Source organism: Cereibacter ovatus, assembly GCF_900207575.1.
Lineage (GTDB): Bacteria > Pseudomonadota > Alphaproteobacteria > Rhodobacterales > Rhodobacteraceae > Cereibacter_A > Cereibacter_A ovatus.
Genome location: NZ_OAOQ01000002.1, coordinates 402935 through 419072, shown reverse-complemented (window position 1 = coordinate 419072; position 16138 = coordinate 402935). Strand labels below are relative to the sequence as shown.

16 protein-coding genes are annotated in these 16138 nt (G+C 68.6%); 3 read left to right on the top strand and 13 right to left on the bottom strand.

All coding sequences use genetic code 11. The features are described 5' to 3' along the window. Positions 1-247: 247 nt before the first annotated feature. The 5 genes from CRO07_RS04300 to CRO07_RS04280 all read right to left on the bottom strand — a co-directional run bounded on the left by CRO07_RS04300 (position 248) and on the right by CRO07_RS04280 (position 4867). A complete protein-coding gene (locus tag CRO07_RS04300) occupies positions 248-1255 on the bottom strand; it encodes a GGDEF domain-containing protein (protein WP_097029440.1) in 1008 nt (335 codons plus the stop codon). Further along, positions 1255-1842 carry a heme NO-binding domain-containing protein gene (locus CRO07_RS04295; protein WP_097029439.1) on the bottom strand — a complete coding sequence of 196 codons (588 nt, stop codon included), beginning with the start codon at positions 1840-1842 and terminating at the stop codon, positions 1255-1257. Before CRO07_RS04295 ends, CRO07_RS04300 begins: the two co-directional genes overlap by 1 nt. Positions 1843-1905: 63 nt before the next feature. Next, complete coding sequence (locus tag CRO07_RS04290; protein WP_097029438.1) at positions 1906-3627, bottom strand: DUF4153 domain-containing protein; 1722 nt, start codon at positions 3625-3627, stop codon at positions 1906-1908. Positions 3628-3833: 206 nt separating this feature from the next. Next, positions 3834-4529: an HAD family hydrolase gene (locus tag CRO07_RS04285; RefSeq protein WP_097029437.1), complete on the bottom strand. Its 696-nt coding sequence runs from the start codon at positions 4527-4529 to the stop codon at positions 3834-3836. A gap of 59 nt (positions 4530-4588) precedes the next feature. After that, positions 4589-4867 carry a DUF3572 domain-containing protein gene (locus CRO07_RS04280; RefSeq protein ID WP_097029436.1) on the bottom strand — a complete coding sequence of 93 codons (279 nt, stop codon included), beginning with the start codon at positions 4865-4867 and terminating at the stop codon, positions 4589-4591. 119 nt (positions 4868-4986) lie between these two features. Here CRO07_RS04280 and CRO07_RS04275 point away from each other — a divergent pair, with 119 nt between their 5' ends. Continuing rightward, entirely contained in the window at positions 4987-6372 is a 1386-nt protein-coding gene (locus tag CRO07_RS04275; protein ID WP_097029435.1) for a diguanylate cyclase, read from the top strand. A gap of 42 nt (positions 6373-6414) precedes the next feature. Here the strand turns inward: CRO07_RS04275 and CRO07_RS04270 are convergent, their stop codons facing one another. From CRO07_RS04270 to CRO07_RS18865, 4 genes are all read right to left on the bottom strand, one after another. Further along, positions 6415-6954 carry a periplasmic heavy metal sensor gene (locus CRO07_RS04270; RefSeq protein WP_097029434.1) on the bottom strand — a complete coding sequence of 180 codons (540 nt, stop codon included), beginning with the start codon at positions 6952-6954 and terminating at the stop codon, positions 6415-6417. 3 nt (positions 6955-6957) lie between these two features. Beyond that, entirely contained in the window at positions 6958-7329 is a 372-nt protein-coding gene (locus CRO07_RS04265; protein ID WP_097029433.1) for a dihydroorotate dehydrogenase, read from the bottom strand. A gap of 1 nt (position 7330) precedes the next feature. After that, positions 7331-7924 carry an RNA polymerase sigma factor gene (locus CRO07_RS04260; RefSeq protein ID WP_176504481.1) on the bottom strand — a complete coding sequence of 198 codons (594 nt, stop codon included), beginning with the start codon at positions 7922-7924 and terminating at the stop codon, positions 7331-7333. Between the two features lie 91 nt (positions 7925-8015). Next, positions 8016-8603, bottom strand: a complete 588-nt coding sequence (locus CRO07_RS18865; protein WP_235840926.1) for an EF-hand domain-containing protein — start codon at positions 8601-8603, stop codon at positions 8016-8018. A gap of 203 nt (positions 8604-8806) precedes the next feature. On the opposite strand from CRO07_RS18865, the gene CRO07_RS04245 reads away from it, so the two are divergent. Beyond that, positions 8807-9490, top strand: coding sequence for an NUDIX hydrolase (locus CRO07_RS04245; protein WP_097029431.1), 684 nt, complete (start codon positions 8807-8809; stop codon positions 9488-9490). 64 nt (positions 9491-9554) lie between these two features. Here the strand turns inward: CRO07_RS04245 and CRO07_RS04240 are convergent, their stop codons facing one another. Genes CRO07_RS04240 through CRO07_RS04230 form a run of 3 tightly spaced genes read right to left on the bottom strand, consistent with a single transcriptional unit; the run spans position 9555 to position 11632 of the window. Next, on the bottom strand, positions 9555-10070 hold the full coding sequence (locus CRO07_RS04240) for a lipocalin family protein (RefSeq protein WP_097029430.1): 516 nt from the start codon (positions 10068-10070) through the stop codon (positions 9555-9557). Continuing rightward, positions 10058-10531 carry a hypothetical protein gene (locus CRO07_RS04235; RefSeq protein ID WP_097029429.1) on the bottom strand — a complete coding sequence of 158 codons (474 nt, stop codon included), beginning with the start codon at positions 10529-10531 and terminating at the stop codon, positions 10058-10060. The genes CRO07_RS04240 and CRO07_RS04235 overlap by 13 nt, the downstream gene beginning before the upstream one ends. A 60-nt stretch (positions 10532-10591) precedes the next feature. Beyond that, positions 10592-11632 carry an aldo/keto reductase gene (locus CRO07_RS04230; protein ID WP_097029428.1) on the bottom strand — a complete coding sequence of 347 codons (1041 nt, stop codon included), beginning with the start codon at positions 11630-11632 and terminating at the stop codon, positions 10592-10594. A 161-nt stretch (positions 11633-11793) separates the two neighbouring features. Between CRO07_RS04230 and metG the strand changes: the two genes are divergently transcribed. Beyond that, the gene (gene metG / locus CRO07_RS04225) at positions 11794-13512 is read left to right on the top strand and encodes a methionine--tRNA ligase (protein WP_097029427.1); all 1719 of its coding nucleotides are present in this window, start codon (positions 11794-11796) and stop codon (positions 13510-13512) included. A gap of 100 nt (positions 13513-13612) precedes the next feature. Here metG and CRO07_RS04220 read toward each other — a convergent pair whose 3' ends face one another. Next, the gene (locus tag CRO07_RS04220; protein WP_097029426.1) at positions 13613-16111 is read right to left on the bottom strand and encodes a cation:proton antiporter; all 2499 of its coding nucleotides are present in this window, start codon (positions 16109-16111) and stop codon (positions 13613-13615) included. Between the last annotated feature and the right edge of the window lie 27 nt (positions 16112-16138).

Below are 16138 nucleotides of genomic sequence, written 5' to 3'. Positions count from 1 at the left end.
CTTTGTTAACGCTAACGCGATGCTGCGGGGCGGCGTCAACCCCGAACGGCCACAATGACGGCATGGACGCCAGCCGATGGCGGCAACGCCTGCTGCGGGGCAACGAATCGCCGGATCGCGCATCCAGTCGGCCCGACGCGCATCGCCATGGCGCCCGGCCACCGCCCCATGCGGAACGGCAGCCGGTCCCGCATGGGGCGGCGGCCGGAATCATGGATGGCCAATGCAAGATTGCGCCGCGTGGCGGTCAAGCGCGTCGGACGCTGCTGCACCCCGGGTTCGCCAGCACGGCGATACCACGCCCAGCCCGCTTGGCAGCATAAAGCGCGCCATCGGCATCTGCCAGCATCGCGTCAAGCGCCGGCGCTTCGTAGAATACGGAAAGCGTCATGCCGATGCTGGCCGTGACGCGGCACAACTGCCCCTCGAACGGAACCGGCAGCGCCACACCCGAGATCATCCGCTCGGCCACCCGTCGCATTCGGGCGGGATCGGCAAGGCCGGGAAAGATCATCATGAATTCGTCGCCGCCGACCCGCGCCACCATGTCGCCGGCGCGCGTCTCGCGCAGCAGCACCCGGGCCACCGTTCGCAACACATGATCGCCTGCCGCATGGCCCAGCGTATCGTTCACCGCCTTGAAGTGATCGAGATCCAGATGCATCAGCCCGAACGGCTGGCGGACAGCGATCAGCGCCTCGGATGTCTGTTCGAACGCGCGGCGATTGCGCAGACTGGTCAGCGTATCGGTCAGGGCCTCATGCTCGGCTGCGCGACGGGCCTCTTCGAGGCGACGGTTCAGGCGATGCAGCTCGTCCGTCACCGCGGTCTTGGCCTCGACCAGATAAAGCAGCTCCACCGTCAGGTCGGTCGCGGCAAAATCGCCATCGGTCAGGCCGTGGCGGCGCACCGCGTCAAGCACGGAAATCCCGAAGGACAGGTTCAGCAGCAGCCCGCGGCCGTCATGCAGCGGGGTCGCGACACCCCGCAGGCTGGCGCCACCGCCATCGCGCAAGGCCAGATGCAGCCGCGTGCCGGTGCGATCGGCCAGCGCGGCCGGCGTCGCGATCCCGGCAGGGCGCCGGACCTCGAACAGGTCAAAGAACGGGCGGCCCAGAGGCGGCGCAGTCAGCAGCTTTCCCAGCGTCGGCCCGCAGCCCGAAATGCGGCCCTGCGGATCGACCCGGACATGCATCGGCATCAGAAGGTCAAGCCCCCCGGCGCCGATGTTGACGGGTTTGGCGACGCTGCCCATCAGGCCAGCCGCTCGGCCAGATCGAACGGGCGACCGGCGGCAAAGGCCGAATCCAGAAGCGCGATCGACACCACCTCGCCCTCGCGGCGGTGCCCGCGGTGGTCCAGCAGCACAAGCACCCCGTAATCGTCGGCCATGGCCCGCAGCAGGCCCACGGCGACATGGCCCATCCCTTCCATGGGCGAGGCGCAGACCAGCCGGAACCGATGCGGGCCAAGGCCGACCAGCTGAAGTTCGGGCAGGTCGAGTTCCGGCAGGGCCAGCCGGGCGCGATCGGGCAGATCGTCCAGGGAATAAAGAAAATCGGTAAAGGTGACGCCGCCGAAGCGCAGCAGGCGGCGCAGGGGTTCGGTCGTCGGATGCGAGACGAGATAGGTTCCCAGATCCTCAAGCAGGGCATCGCGCGGCTTGACAAGGCGGAAGCAGGCGGCGCGGATCACCGCTTCGGTCTGCGACAGGTCATAGGTCAGCATGGCTTCGAAACTGTCGAAGCCAAGCCGCGCGTCCCGGGCGACATCGGCCCATAGGTCGGCGCCATAGGTATCGCGCAGAAAGCACTGGATCGCCCTGTTCACCAAGCCATGCATCCCCGGACCCCTCCGATTCCCGAAGAAGCCTAGCGCCCGCCGATTAACAAAAGCAGAACAGCTTCAGGGCAGCAGCACGACCGACCCGCCCCCCAGCCGCAGCCGGTTCAGCGGCGCAGGCGTCACCTCGGGCACCTGGTCAAGGACCGCGGCCACCAGCGCCGCCGGATCGCCGGCAAGATCGGCGCCAAGGCCCCGCACGGCCAGCGTCTCAAGCCGCCCGTCGGGCAGCGCATAGCCGCGCGGATCAAGCCCGCCACGCCGGGTCAGCGTCAGCAGAAGCGCCTCGTCCCCCGGCTGCTCGGGCAGGAAATCGGCCACCAGCATGACGCAGCCGGGCCGCCCGTCCGGCAGCCGCACAAGGCAGCCGTCACGCCAGATCCGGCGTTCCGGCCCCGACAGGCGGGCAACGATGGCATCGCGGAAACCGGCCGCTTCAGGCGGGCGAACCGCGGTCAGGCGCGCGATCTCGGCCGCCAGATCGGCGGCTTCCTGTGCGGGGCCGGGGTCGGCCGCACCGGCAAGGCGGGCGGCCAGCGCCTCTTGTCCCGGCTGACCGGCGATCCGGCGCAATGCTGCCAGTGCCGCGGCCCCTTCGCGGCCCCAGCGCCCGATCGAGGTCACATCCAGATCTGCCACCGCCGTCCGCCCGTCCTGAAACCGCCGAAGCTGATCGCGCGCCGAGATCCGCGTGGCATCCAGCACCGGCGTCAGCCACAGGCCCGCAAGCGTCAGCGCCATAAAGGCCATACCGATATTGCCGCGCCGGATGCGCATCCGCCAGCCCCGCCCGCGCAGCACCGCCGCCGCATAGACCAGCCCGTAGCCCAGCGCCAGAACCGCCGCCAGCGCCCCCGCCAGACGGTCTGGCGTCCAGCCATACTGATCGACCCGCAGCCACAGCGCCCATGCCGCCAACACACCCGGCACAGGCAGGATCAGCGCCAGCGCCGGCGTGGCGCGACCCATCACCGGCCCCTGCGCGGCCTCGGCGTCGCTGCGATCGACCGCGATGCTGACCAGCGTCGCCCCAAGCGCGGCCATCGCGATCAGCGTCCCGGCGGCCGACATGCCGGAAAAGACCGTCTCCATCCCGCGCAGCGGCAACAGCAGGGTGAACAGCGCGATCACCAGCAACGCGGGCGGCAACAGCAGACGCAGCAGCCGCAGGATCAGGTCGGGCGCGATCAGCTCGACATGTTCCGACACCACCGCAAGACCCAGGCCGACCGCCAGCCCGCTGATCGCCCAGGGCACGGGACCGGACGAGACGACACGCTCGGCCGCGGCAATTCCGGCCAGCGCCAGCACTTCGGACGACAGCAGGACGAACGCCCAGACCACCAGCGCAAACAGAACCGCAGCCGCAGCCCGGACGGCAAGACCCCAGGCGGCAGTGAACAAGACCGGATAGTCAAGCCACCGCCCACCGGCCCGCGCGACCAGAAACGGCAGCGGCACCGTGGCCAACGCCAGTGTGGACAGCGCCACCCCCCGCATCATGAACAGGCTTTCGATCCGGTAGACACGCAGGCTGGCCAGCAGCACGAAACAGGCCACCATGACCGCCACACCCGCCGCACCAAGCGCAGCCCGCGCCAAAGGCAGCGGCCCCGCCAGCCCCAGCCAGCCGCCGAAAAAGACCGCGGCAAAACCGGTCGCGGCAAGTGCCAGCCACTCGGGCAGAAGGGGATGCGCCAGCAGGCCAGACAGCATATGCAGGCTGACCCCGGCAAGGCCGCCGATACTGGCCATCGTCAGCCGCTGAAGATTGTTCCGCTCCATGCCTGCACTCACCCGCCGCTGACGCCGACCCTGCCGGCGCCGGCGACGCTAACGTGAATGACCGGGCGGGACCAGATGCTGGCAGCCATGTCGCACAGACACCGCCCCCCGTCCGCCCCGAGGCACGCCGGCCCATGTCCGCGGCAGCGCCGGGCGCGGGGGTTCGATGCCCCCGCGGACGGCACACCCGCCCCGGCCCCGGCCTGTCAGGCGGCGGCCATCCCGTCGATCCAGTCCGCCAGCCCGCCGATATCGGGCAGGACTACATCGGCGAACCCCACCAGCTCATCGGCCAGCGCGATGCCGGTCAGCACCGCCACCGTCCGCATCCCCGCGGCCCGGCCCGCGATCAGGTCATGCGCCGAATCCCCCACCATCACCACCTGCGCAGGCTCCAGCCCCACGCGGTCGGCGAAGGCCAGCAGCATCCCCGGCTCGGGCTTGCCGCCATGGCCCGAATCCGCCCCCGCGATGAAATCGAACAGATCCGTCAGCCCGTGCCGGCCCAGATGCGCCCGCGCCGGCGCTTCGGAATCGTTGGTGGCCAGCCCGATCTTCAGACCCCGCGCCCGCAGGCTGCCCAGCAGCGGCACCAGAGGCACGGCTTCGGTCATTTCGGCATCCGCCGCCAGCCGGTTCATCTGGTCCACCAGATCGTCAATCTGCCGCCCCGGCAGATGCGGCAGCAGCCGTTCCGCGATTTCCCCCGCGGTCGAGGCGATCACCGGGCTTTCCGGCGAAAAGCTGCCGCTGTCCAGATCATAACCGATCTCTTCGCCCAGCCGCCGCGCCTGCGCCTCATCGCCTGCGATTTCGCGCAGCAGATGCGCCGACCACGCCCCCCAGCTGCGCCGAAAGTCGAACAGGGTGCCGTCCTTGTCGAAGATGATGCCGTGGATCATGCTGCGCCCTCCCCCTCGCGCAGTGAGAGTGGGCATCATGGCCCCCGATTGCAACGGCCTCATGTCCAGTGCAGCGGCGCACCGCCCGGAAGCGAGGCCCGCGCCTGCATCGGGGCGTCATACGGCAGCCCGGTATCGTCGCAAAATTCCATCACCCGCGCATCCTCGGCCATCAGAAAGTCCAGCACGCCGATCAGGAAGGCAGGTTTGGCCGCATCGCGGCGCACATCCTCGGGGGTGGCGCCAGTGCTGTGAAGAAATGCCTCGAACACCCCCTCTCGCGAGGCAAGCCAGCCCAGCGCCTGAAGGGCGAGCGTCTCGGCGGATTGTTGCCGCATGGGAACCCCCGAAAAAGTGTGTGTCTGAAATCGCGTCAGAGTTGAGCGATTTCCGAAAGGAAGTTTTAACCAAATCAGCAGCAGACTGAAGCCCGCAAGTTTACAGGAAACAACAAGGCATGGCCGGCAAGGTTCTCATCGCGGATGACGTTGCGACCAACCGCATCGTTCTAAAGGTCAAGCTCGGGGCGGCCTGCTACCGCCCGCTTCTGGCGGCGGACGGGGCCAGTTGCCTCGCCCTTGCCCGGGCAGAGGTGCCGGATCTGATCCTGCTTGACCTGATGCTGCCCGACATGTCCGGGATCGAGGTGCTGCACCGGCTGCGGTCGGACCCGCTGACGCACGAGATCCCGGTGGTGATCGTCTCGACCTCGAAAGACCCCGAGGTTCGCCTTCAGGCGCTGGATGCGGGTGCCGACGACTATCTGGCCAAGCCGATGGATGATCCGGTGCTGATGGCGCGGCTGCGCAGCCTGTTGCGGCTGAAGGACGGCACCGGCGAAATCGCGGTGCGGGGTGCGGCGCTGCGTGCGCTGGGTCTGGCCGAGGATGGCGAGGGCTTCGACGGCCCCGGCACCATCGCGCTGGTCGCCAGCCGGGCCGAAACCGCAATGCGCTGGCGCAAGGATCTTCAGCCGCTGATGGCGGATCGTCTGGTCTTCCTGACCCGAGAAGAGGCGCTGGACGAAACCGCCCCCCTTGCCGACATCTTTCTGGTCGAGGGCGATCTGGGCGGCCCGGGCGGCGGGCTGCGGCTGATGTCGGAACTGCGCAGCCGGGCGGGCACGCGCCATGCCGCGGTCTGCATCGTGCGTGGCGAGTTGCAGGGCGAAGCCGCGGCAATGGCCTTCGATCTGGGCGCCAACGATCTGCTGGGCACCGAGTTCGACCCGCGCGAAGCGCGGATCCGGCTGCGCAACCTGATGCTGCGCAAGCGTCGGGCCGACCGGCAGCGCGCAACGCTTCAGAACGGGTTGCGGCTGGCGGTGGTCGATCCGCTGACCGGGCTTTACAACCGCCGCTATGCCGGCGCCCATCTGGCGGCGGTGGCGGAGCGGACACAGACCACCGGCGGGCGTTTTGCGGTGATGGTGATCGACCTCGACCGCTTCAAGACGGTGAACGACCGCTGGGGCCATGGCGCGGGCGATGCGGTGCTGGTGGATGTGGCGCGCAGGCTGCATGCCAACCTGCGCCCGGGCGACCTGCTGGCGCGGATCGGCGGCGAGGAATTCCTTGTCGCCCTGCCCGATGTCCACCGCCCCGAGGAAGCACAGGCCATCGCCGAACGGCTGCGGCAGGCGATCGAGGAAAAGCCGGTGCCCTTGCCGGCCGGCGGCACGCTGGGGGTGACGGTCTCGATCGGGCTTGCCTTTTCGGGCAAGGGCGATCCCCGCCGGCTGGAGCCGGTGGCCGAGGTCATCAACCGCGCCGACAGTGCGCTGTTGATGGCGAAATCGGGCGGACGCAATCAGGTGACCATAGGCCAGTCGGCTGCCGCCTGACGCGGCGGCCGACTGTGGCGCACATGGCCTGCCGGGCCGGTTTCAGCCGCCCGGATGGCCGCCATGGCCACGATAGCCGCCCTCGCCGGGGCCGCCGTGGTGGCTGCGGCGGCTAAGGCTCTGTTCCAGCCGGTCGGCAAACGCGCGGCGGTCGTCGGGCGACATCGCCGCGATCCGCGCAGCAAGCAGGCGCGATCCAAGCGCGGCCGCCTCGGCCCCCCGGGTCCGCTGGCGGTCAAGCATCGCCTGCAATCCGGCCTGATCGAACGGCTCGGCCCGCAAGGCCGCCAGCGTTTGCGCGAAATCCTGCTGCATCTCGCGCCGCATCGCGCGAAAATCGCCGCGGATCTCGAAGAACTCTTTGCGCATGGCGGCGCGGTCGGCGGGGCTTAGCGCCGCGGCGAAGGGGCCAAAGCCCAGATCGCGCACCGGCCCCGGCGGCTGGCCATCCGACTGAAGCCGCCAGATCGCCCCCCCGGCCATGCCCGCAACCGCAAGGTTCAGCGCCAGCGAAACCCCCAGCGCGATCTTCATCCACAGGGGCGAACGCGGCCCGACGGGCGGGGTGGAACTATCAGACATGGATCAACCCTCCACCGGCATGTCGAGACTTGCAAACAGCTCATACCCCGGCGCAAGGTCCATGCTGTCAAGTTGGGCGGTCGCATCGCCTCGCCACAGCGCCTCGGCCACCGGGGCGGGCTGCTGCATGCCGATCCAGACGCCCGCAACCGTTGCCGTGGCAAGACCGGCCAGAACCCCGCCGCCGCCGAACAGCACCAGCACCCAGGACCGACGCGGCAGCCGCGCGGGCCGGATCGGGGCGGACCGGATCGGGGCGGGCGGGGGCATCGCCGCTTCGGCGTCGCGCAGGATGCGCGCCATCAGATCGACCGAGGGCAGCGGGGCTGCGTGCCGTGCCTTGGCAAACAGATCATCCAGATCGGTGTCGCGCATCTCAGCCTTCCTCATATCCCAGTTCGGCGCGCTGCCCCGAAAGCAGCGCCGCCAAAGCCCGTTTTCCCCGCGCGGTCAGGCTTTCCACCGCTTCGACGCCCACCTGCATCACCTCGGCGATCTCGGGGTTCGACAGCCCTTCCAGATGCCGCAGCACCACCGCCTGACGTTGCCGGTCGGGCAAGGCCGCAAGCGCCGCATCCAGCGCCCGCATCCGGTCGCCCTCGATCAGCGCGGCCTCGACCCCCGGGGCGGCGTCGGCCACTTCGGGCGCGTCGTCCAGTGCGGTGGGCGACTGCCGGCGCCGCCCGCGAAGCCGGTCGGCGCACAGGTTGAACACCACCCGGTAAAGCCAGGTCGAAACCTTGGCCTCGCCCTGCCGCCAGTCGGGCGCGATCCGCCACAGCCGCAGCATCGCCTCTTGCGCGACATCCTCGGCCTCGGCCCGATCGGCCAGCATCCGCGCCGCCACCGCCAGAACCCGCGGCGTCAGGCGCAACGTCAGCGCCCGCGCCGCCAGCGGATCGCCGTTGGCGTAAAGCACGACAAGCGCCTCATCCGAGACATCTGAAAGGGCATCGAACGGCATTTCCATCCTGTCCCGGGCCTAGCGCAGAAGCACCGTCAGTGCAATTTCCGCGACCGGGGCGCGTCGTCTGGCCCCGGTCGCGGCAGCGCGCGGCAGATCAGTTCCAGAACCAGCCGCCGCCGTGGTGGCCATACCCCCGGCCCGGACCACGGCCGCGCGGGCCGGCGCGGTCGGCCTCGTCCTGCGACAGCGCCCCGTCACCATTGGCGTCCAGCCGGTTGAACATCATCGCAGGCCCCGGCCCCGCCGCCAGTTCCGAAACCGAAAGCTGGCCGTCGCCGTCGGCGTCAAGATGCGCGATCATCTGCTTGGCACGGGCCTCGATCCGCGGCGTCATCTGCGCCAGATGCAGCGTCTTCAACTCATCAAGAGACAGCAGGCCGTCGCCGTTGGCATCGGCATTGTCGACCCGCGCCGTGCGCGCGGCGTCAAGCTCGGCCCGGGTCACAGTGCCGTCCTTGTCGGTGTCAAGCGTGTCGAAATCGAACATCGGCCCCATGCCCTTGCCCATGCCGGCACCGGGGCCCATACCCATGCCCATGCCCATGCCGCCGCCCGGGCCCATACCCGCACCCGGCCCCATGCCCATACCCATGCCCGGCGCCTGTTGCGCCAGAACGGCCCCACCGACGGCAAGGACCAGACCCGCCGCAGTCGCCACACCAAGAATGTTCATGCGTTTCATCGTCGTCTCTCCTGCTTTGCGTCAGCGCCCGCTTGCTGTCCGCTTCTGACACTCAAACGCGCGGCCTTGTCGCTTCCGTCGCGGGCGGCGCGGAAAGATCGGGACCGCCACCGCCCGCCCGAGATCGGCCGCCGCGTCATCCTTGCCGCCGCGGTGCAAAGCCGCCATGGTGATCCGGCGCAAGGTCACGAGGGTCCAGGGATTTGCAAGCAGACGCACAGGCCGCCGATGACAAGACCCGCATCCGTCCCGCCGCCACGGTGATCCTGTTGCGCCAGCGCGCGGCAGGCCCCGAGGTGCTGATGGGAATGCGCGGCGCGGGCGCGGCCTTCATGCCGTCGAAATTCGTCTTTCCCGGCGGCGCGGTCGATCCCGGCGATGCCGCGGTGCCCTTGGCCCGCCTGCCTGCGCCGGCCTGCCAGAAGCGTCTGGATCAGGCCGAACCGGGCGCCCGCGCGCTGGCCGCCGCCGCGATCCGCGAACTGTGGGAGGAAACCGGCCTGCCGCTGGGCCTTCCCGGCGCATGGCAGGCGCCCGCCGACTGGCAGGGCTTTGCCGACCGCGGCCTTCAGCCCGACGCCTCGGGGCTGCGTTTCGTGTTCCGCGCCATCACCCCGCCCGGCCGTCCGCGCCGGTTCGACGCGCGCTTCTTTCTGGCCGATGCCGAGCGGGTGACCGGCGATATCGAGGATTTCTCGGGCGCCTGTGACGAGCTTTCGCACCTGCACTGGCTGCCCCTGTCCGAGGCCCGCCGGCTGGATCTACCCTTCATCACCGAGGTGGTTCTGGCCGAGGTCTCGGCACTTCTGCGCGGCGACAGCGACGGCACGGGCGTGCCGTTCTTCGACAATTCCGGCACCGTTCCGACCTTCCGCCGGCTGGGGTGATCCCTGCCTCATCCCCGACCCGATGGGCGATCCGCCCGACTGATCGGACAGCGGCGCCGCGCGTTCAGAACAGCGTCAGCCACCGCAGGTCATAGCCGTTCCAGTCCAGGATCTCGCGCGCGGCCGCCAGCCGGTCGGGCGGCAGCGCGCCGCCACGGTTCAGGATGAAGCCGAACCGCCCCGAGGGCGTGCCGATCGCCAGCGTGCGCACATCGGTATCGGCCCACAGCACCCACCACGGCTCGGTCGCGTTGGCGGGCAGCAAGCGGCCGGGGCCGGTGACGGCCAGCGGCCCCTGAAACGCGGTCTCTTTCCCGCCAAGGCACAGCCGCGCGGCAAGGCCAAGCCCCCCGCCACCCGGGCCGGCCACGATCCGCGCCCCGCCGGGGCGGCAGGCACCCGGCGCGGCAAAGGCCGCCACCTCTTGCCAGTCGCCCACCAGACGGGCCGGATCAAGCACCGCATTGGACCAGATCGGCGCTCCCGGGGTGCGAAAGACCGGCACCGTGCGCGGCGCGGGTTCAGGCGCGCAGGCGGCCAAGGCCAGCGCCAGCAGGGCCGCGCGCCTCAGCCCAGACACAGCGTCATCCGGCGGCCGAAATCGTCCAGAATGTCGTTGCACCCGACCAGCGGATCATAGGGCGCGCAGGTTTTCGACCGCGCCAGACATTCGCCCGAACACTCTGCCCCGCTGATGCAAGCCTTGCCGGCATCGCGCGGCACGCGCACGCAGGTGTAAAGCGACTTGACCGCGACATAGCTTCCGCCCTTCTTCTCGCAGGCGATCTGCCCGGCGGATTTCGGAACGGCGGACTCGGGGGCGGCGGCGGAAGCGGCCTCTGGCCGGGCGGGTGCCGGCTGTGCCGCGCGCGCAGTTTCGGGCGCGGGCGCCGCGGATGCCGGGGCATCCAGCGGGGTCACCGCGATCTCGGCGGTCGCCAGTCCCGCGGCCGCAGGGCCGGGCGTTTCAGGTTCGGCGCCAAGACCCAGCCGGCAGGCACCAAGGGCAAGGAAGGCAAGCAGAAGAAGCGGGCGGCGCATGGTCTGTCCTTGTGATCGCCCGACCAGATGGCGCGCGAAAGCCGCCCTCTGCAAGGGGGATCAGAACGGAGCGGGCCAGATGCGGTGCGCCTGCGCGATCTCGGCCAGCACCTCGGGCGACAGGCAGAGCCCGGCCGCGCCCAGATCGGTGCGCAACTGCCGCAGGTCGGTCGCGCCAAGGATCGGGATCACCGGGAAGGGGCGCTGCCGGCAGAAGGCCAGCGCCATCTGACAGGGATCAAGCCCATGGCGCGCGGCAATGCCCAGATAGCCTGCCACCGCCTCGAACACCGGGGGCGTGATGCGCCCACCCAGCGTCGGATTGACCTCGCGGCGCGATCCGTCGGGCGTCACGTCGCCGGCATATTTCCCCGACAGCAACCCCGCAGCCAGCGGCGAATAGGCCAGCAGCGGCATGTCCTCCAGCGCGCAAAGCTCGGCCCAGTCGGTGTCGAACTGCCGGCAGAGCAGCGAATATTCGTTCTGGATAGACGCCATCCGCGGCAAACCGTGCCGGTCGGCCAGCGACAGCCACTGCGCAGCCCCCCACACCGTTTCGTTCGACAGGCCAAAGTGGCGCACCTTGCCTTCGGCCACCAGCCGGCCAGCTTCTTCCAGCAGCGCCAGCATGTCGTCCAGCACCGCTTCGCGGTCCATGGGCGGGCGATAGTCCCACATCTTGCGGAAATGATACGATCCGCGGTTCGGCCAGTGGATCTGATACAGATCGACATGATCGGTGCGCAGACGGGCCAGCGAATCGTCCAGCGCACGGCGCAGCGCCGCGGGCGTGATCGGGGCGCCGTCGCGGACCGCGGCACTGCCCTCGCCGGTCACCTTGGTCGCCAGCACGATCCGGTCGCGCCCGCCGCGGGCGGCCAACCACTGGCCGATGATCGCCTCGGTCCGGCCGACGGTCTCGGCCGCGACCGGATTGACCGGATACATCTCGGCCGTGTCGATGAAATTCACCCCATGGTCCAGCGCCAGATCGATCTGGGCGTGGGCTTCGGCCGCATCGTTGCGGTTGCCCCAGGTCATGGTGCCAAGACAGAACTCGGACACGACAAGGCCGGTCCTGCCAAGAGGGATCAATCGCATCGCGGTCTCCTTTCCGGTTCAGCCTAGCGGGCGGCACGGGGATGGCAAGGCGCACCCCGCCTTTCCCACGCCATAAGGGGGCCATGCGGCGCAATCATCCTCTGGCCCTCGGGGCCGTCCGGCGCTAAACAACGCGCGGTCGGGACAAGGGATTTCTGGGCATGGCGCGGATACTGATCACTTCTGCGATCCCCTATATCAACGGGATCAAGCATCTGGGCAACCTCGTCGGCAGCCAGCTTCCGGCCGACCTTTACGCCCGCTACATGCGCGGACGCGGCCACGAGGTCATGTTCATCTGCGCCACCGACGAACACGGCACGCCGGCGGAACTGGCCGCCGCCAAGGCCGGCAAGCCGGTCGAGGTCTATTGCACCGAGATGCACGAAATCCAGAAGGACATCGCGGCCGGCTTCCGGCTGTCGTTCGACCATTTCGGCCGCTCGTCCAGCGCGCGGAACCACAAGCTGACCCAGCATTTCGCCGGGCGTCTGGCCGACAATGGCTTCATCGAGGAAGTCAGCGAGCGGCAGGTGTTCTCGGTCGCCGACAACCGCTTCCTGCCCGACCGCTACATCGAGGGCACCTGCCCGAATTGCGGCTATGACAAGGCCCGTGGCGACCAGTGCGAGAATTGCACCAAACAGCTTGATCCGACCGATCTGATCAACCCGCGTTCGGCGATTTCCGGCTCGACCGATCTGGAAGTGCGCGAGACCAAGCATCTTTACCTGCGTCAGCGGGCGCTGAAGGACGAGATTGAAGCCTGGATCGACAGCAAGACCGACTGGCCGGTGCTGACCACCTCGATCGCGAAAAAGTGGCTGCACGACGGCGACGGGCTTCAGGACCGCGGCATCACCCGCGACCTGCACTGGGGCGTTCCCGTCCGCAAGGGCGATGCCCCCTGGCCGGGGATGGAGAGCAAGGTCTTCTATGTCTGGTTCGACGCCCCCATCGAATATATCGCCTGCACCGCCGAATGGGCGGACGCCAACGGCAAGACGGATGCCGACTGGGAACGCTGGTGGCGCACCGACAAGGGCGCGGATGACGTGCGCTACGTTCAGTTCATGGGCAAGGACAACGTGCCCTTCCACACGCTGTCCTTCCCCGCGACCATCATGGGCTCTCGCGAGCCGTGGAAGCTGGTGGATTACATCAAGTCCTTCAACTACCTGAACTATGATGGCGGCCAGTTCTCGACCAGCCAGGGCCGCGGCGTGTTCATGGATCAGGCGCTGTCGATCCTGCCGGCCGATTACTGGCGCTGGTGGCTTCTGTCGCACGCGCCGGAAAACAGCGACAGCGAGTTCACATGGGAGAATTTCCAGGCGTCGGTGAACAAGGATCTGGCCGACGTTCTGGGCAACCTGATCAGCCGCGTGACCAAGTTCTGCCGCGCGAAATTCGGGGAAACCGTGCCCGAAGGCGGCACCCTGGGCGAGCGGGAACAGGCGCTGATCGCGGAATTGCAAGAGCGGCTTGCCGCCTATGAAGCCTGCATGGAAGCGATGGAGATCCGCAAGGCCGCGACCGAATTGCGCGCGATCTGGGTGGCGGGCAACGAATATCTGCAATCCGCCGCCCCCTGGACCGTGGTCAAGACCGAGCCGGAGCGGGCACAGGCGATGATCCGCCTTTCGCTGAACCTGATCCGGCTTTACGCGGTGATCTCGCGCCCGTTCATCCCGGATGCGGCGGCCTCGACCATGGCATCGCTGAACTGCGACGACTGGACCTGGCCCGGCGATGTCGCCGCGGCGCTGTCGGTGCTGCCCGCGGGCCACGCTTTCACCACGCCCGAGGTGTTGTTCCGCAAGATCACCGACGAGGAACGGGTGGACTGGCAGACCCGCTTTGCCGGCGTTCGCACCTGAACCACACCTTTGCCGCGCGCGGCAAAGGTTCCGCGCCACGTCAAAGGAATAGCCGTCACCGGGCCCGGTTCAGTCGGGCCCGGCCGTGCGGCGCCATACGCTACAGCGTGGACAGATCCAGCGTCACCCCGCGCCGGGCGGCGCTTTCCACGGTTGCGGCCTGAAGCGCCGCGTTACGGCGCAACAGTTCCTTGAATCGCACCTCGTCCAGACTGAGCAGCGTGCCGTGGCTGATCGCCGTCACCTGCGCGCGGCGCGGCTTGCGGGTCAGGATCGCCAGCTGGCCGAACATCTCGCCACGGCCCAGCCGCACCTTCTGCCCCGCCACATCCGATTCGACCGCCCCCGAGGCGATGAAGAACACCTTGCGCGGCGCATCACCCCGGCGCAGCAACACCTCGCCCGGGCGGACATAGACGGTCTGCAACAGATGTTCGAGCGCGCGACGCTGGTCTTCCTCCATGTCGCGGAACAGCGGGAACTGGCGAACCAGTTCGGATTTCTGCACCGCCAGATCCAGATGGGGCCGCACCTCGACGCGCCTGCGTTCATTGGCGATACGCTGAAGCAGGGTCATGTAAAGCTCTTGCCCGATCAGCCCGTCTCCGAGCAGCATCTCGTATTCGCGTTCTTCCAGCCGCAGCGCGGTGCGGCGGATGAAGGCACGCACCATCTCGTCGGAATAGCCCGGATATTGCAGCCGCAACGCTTCAAGCGCCTGAACCGTCTCTTCCTCGCGGCGTTTCAGCATCTCGTGCAGGATCTCGGCGACGCGGCGGCCGTGGATGCGCCGGATCTTGCCGTCGATCAGCCCATGCAGATCCGACAGGATCAACCGCTGGCTCAGCAGCATCTCGAACCGGTCGGCGGTCAGCCGGCTAAGCCAGCGGCTGATCTTCAGCCGATTGTGCGCCAGCACCGCCAACCGATGGCTGCGGCCAGTGCCCAGCGCCATGCGGCCGGCGGCGCGATAGCCGTCGCGACCCTGAAGCCGCGTGCGTTCGATCAGCCGGTCCACATCCACCAGCATGATCTGGACCAGCCGGGACGAGATCAACTGCTGACGGAAGGCGGCAAGGATCGCATCGCGCTCGCGCCCGGCCAGCGCCAGCAGGCCCAGCGTGATCCTGTCGCGGTCGTTGATGTCCTCGGCGCTGTCATCGGCCAGATCGACCGACCTTTCCAGCCGCTCGCCGAACCGCTTGGCTTCCGCGCGGACGATGGCGGGGTCCAGCTCGCGCTCGCGCACGGTTTGGGCCACTTCCTCGCGGACATTTTGCAGCGCGACCGCGATCACCTGATTGGACAGCGCCAGATCCAGCGGCGTCAGCCGCGCCAGACCCAGCCGCCGGATCACCCAGCGCAGCGTGGTGCCCTGCACCAGCAGCGTGAACAGCACGAAGCCGGTGGCAAGAATGCCGACCTCGCGCTTCACATGCGGCGGCACCATCGGGTTTTCCGTCACCGCCAGCGCCAGCGCCAGCGTGACCGCGCCACGCAGGCCGCCCCACAGGATGGCGACGCGGTAGGGCTGTTCCACCTTCGGCGACAGGTTCAGCCGCCCCAGCAGCGGCACCATCCCCCACAGCATCACCCAGCGCGCAACCACCGCGGCCAGCGTCACCACCCCGATCAGCACCAGATCCCAGTCGGTCGCCCGCCCGATCAGCCGCGGGATCAGAAGCGCGGCCAGAATGAAGATCAGCGACCCGGCCCAATGCGCCAGCATGGCCCAGATCTCGGACAGGCTGGCCCATGTCGCAGGGCTGAGCCGCCCGGGCCCGGCCACGTTCATGGTGATGCCCACCGTGACCACCGCAATCACACCCGACGCCTCAAGCCCTTGTTCGGCCAGCACAAAGGTCAGATAGGGCAGCGCAAGACTAAGCGAGATCTGCGCCGTAGGATAGGCCGCCAGCAGCGTCATCGCCCACAGCCCGATGCGCGCCATGACATAGCCCGCCGCCACCCCACCCCCGATCAGAAGCGGAAAGCTGACCAGCGCATCGCGCAGCGTGGGATCGGGAACCCCCGCCATGACGAAGGTCAGAAAGAAGCCGAACAGCGCGATGGCGGCGGCGTCGTTCAGCAGGCTTTCGCCCTCGACGATCCGCGTCAGCCGCTGCGGCGCCGCGATCGAGCGGAAGATGCTGACCACCGCCGAAGGGTCGGTGGTGGACACGATGGCCCCCAGCAGCAGGCAGGCCACCAGCGACATCGACGAAAACGGTTGCAGCGCAAAGCCGATGGCCAGCGTCGAGACCACAACCGCCACCACTGCCATCACAAGGATCGGCACCCAGTCGTCGATCATCCGCCGGATGTTCAGGCTCAGCGAGACCTGAAACAGCAGCGTCGGCAGAATCATGTAAAGAAAGACGCTGGAGCGGATCGGCAGGCCCAGGAGCTGTGTCACCTCGGGCGAAAAGCCATGGGCGACCTCGCTGTGCTGCAACCACAGCGCGCCGGTTCCGAGCGCCGCGCCGACCACGGCCAGCACGGCGGTAAACGGCATGCGCAAACGGGCCGCGATCGGCTCGCATGCGGCGATGACAATGAAAAGACAGGCCAGAGCGGAGACGAGAAGGATGATGGTCATGCGTCTCTGATAAGGGGTTTGCGACGT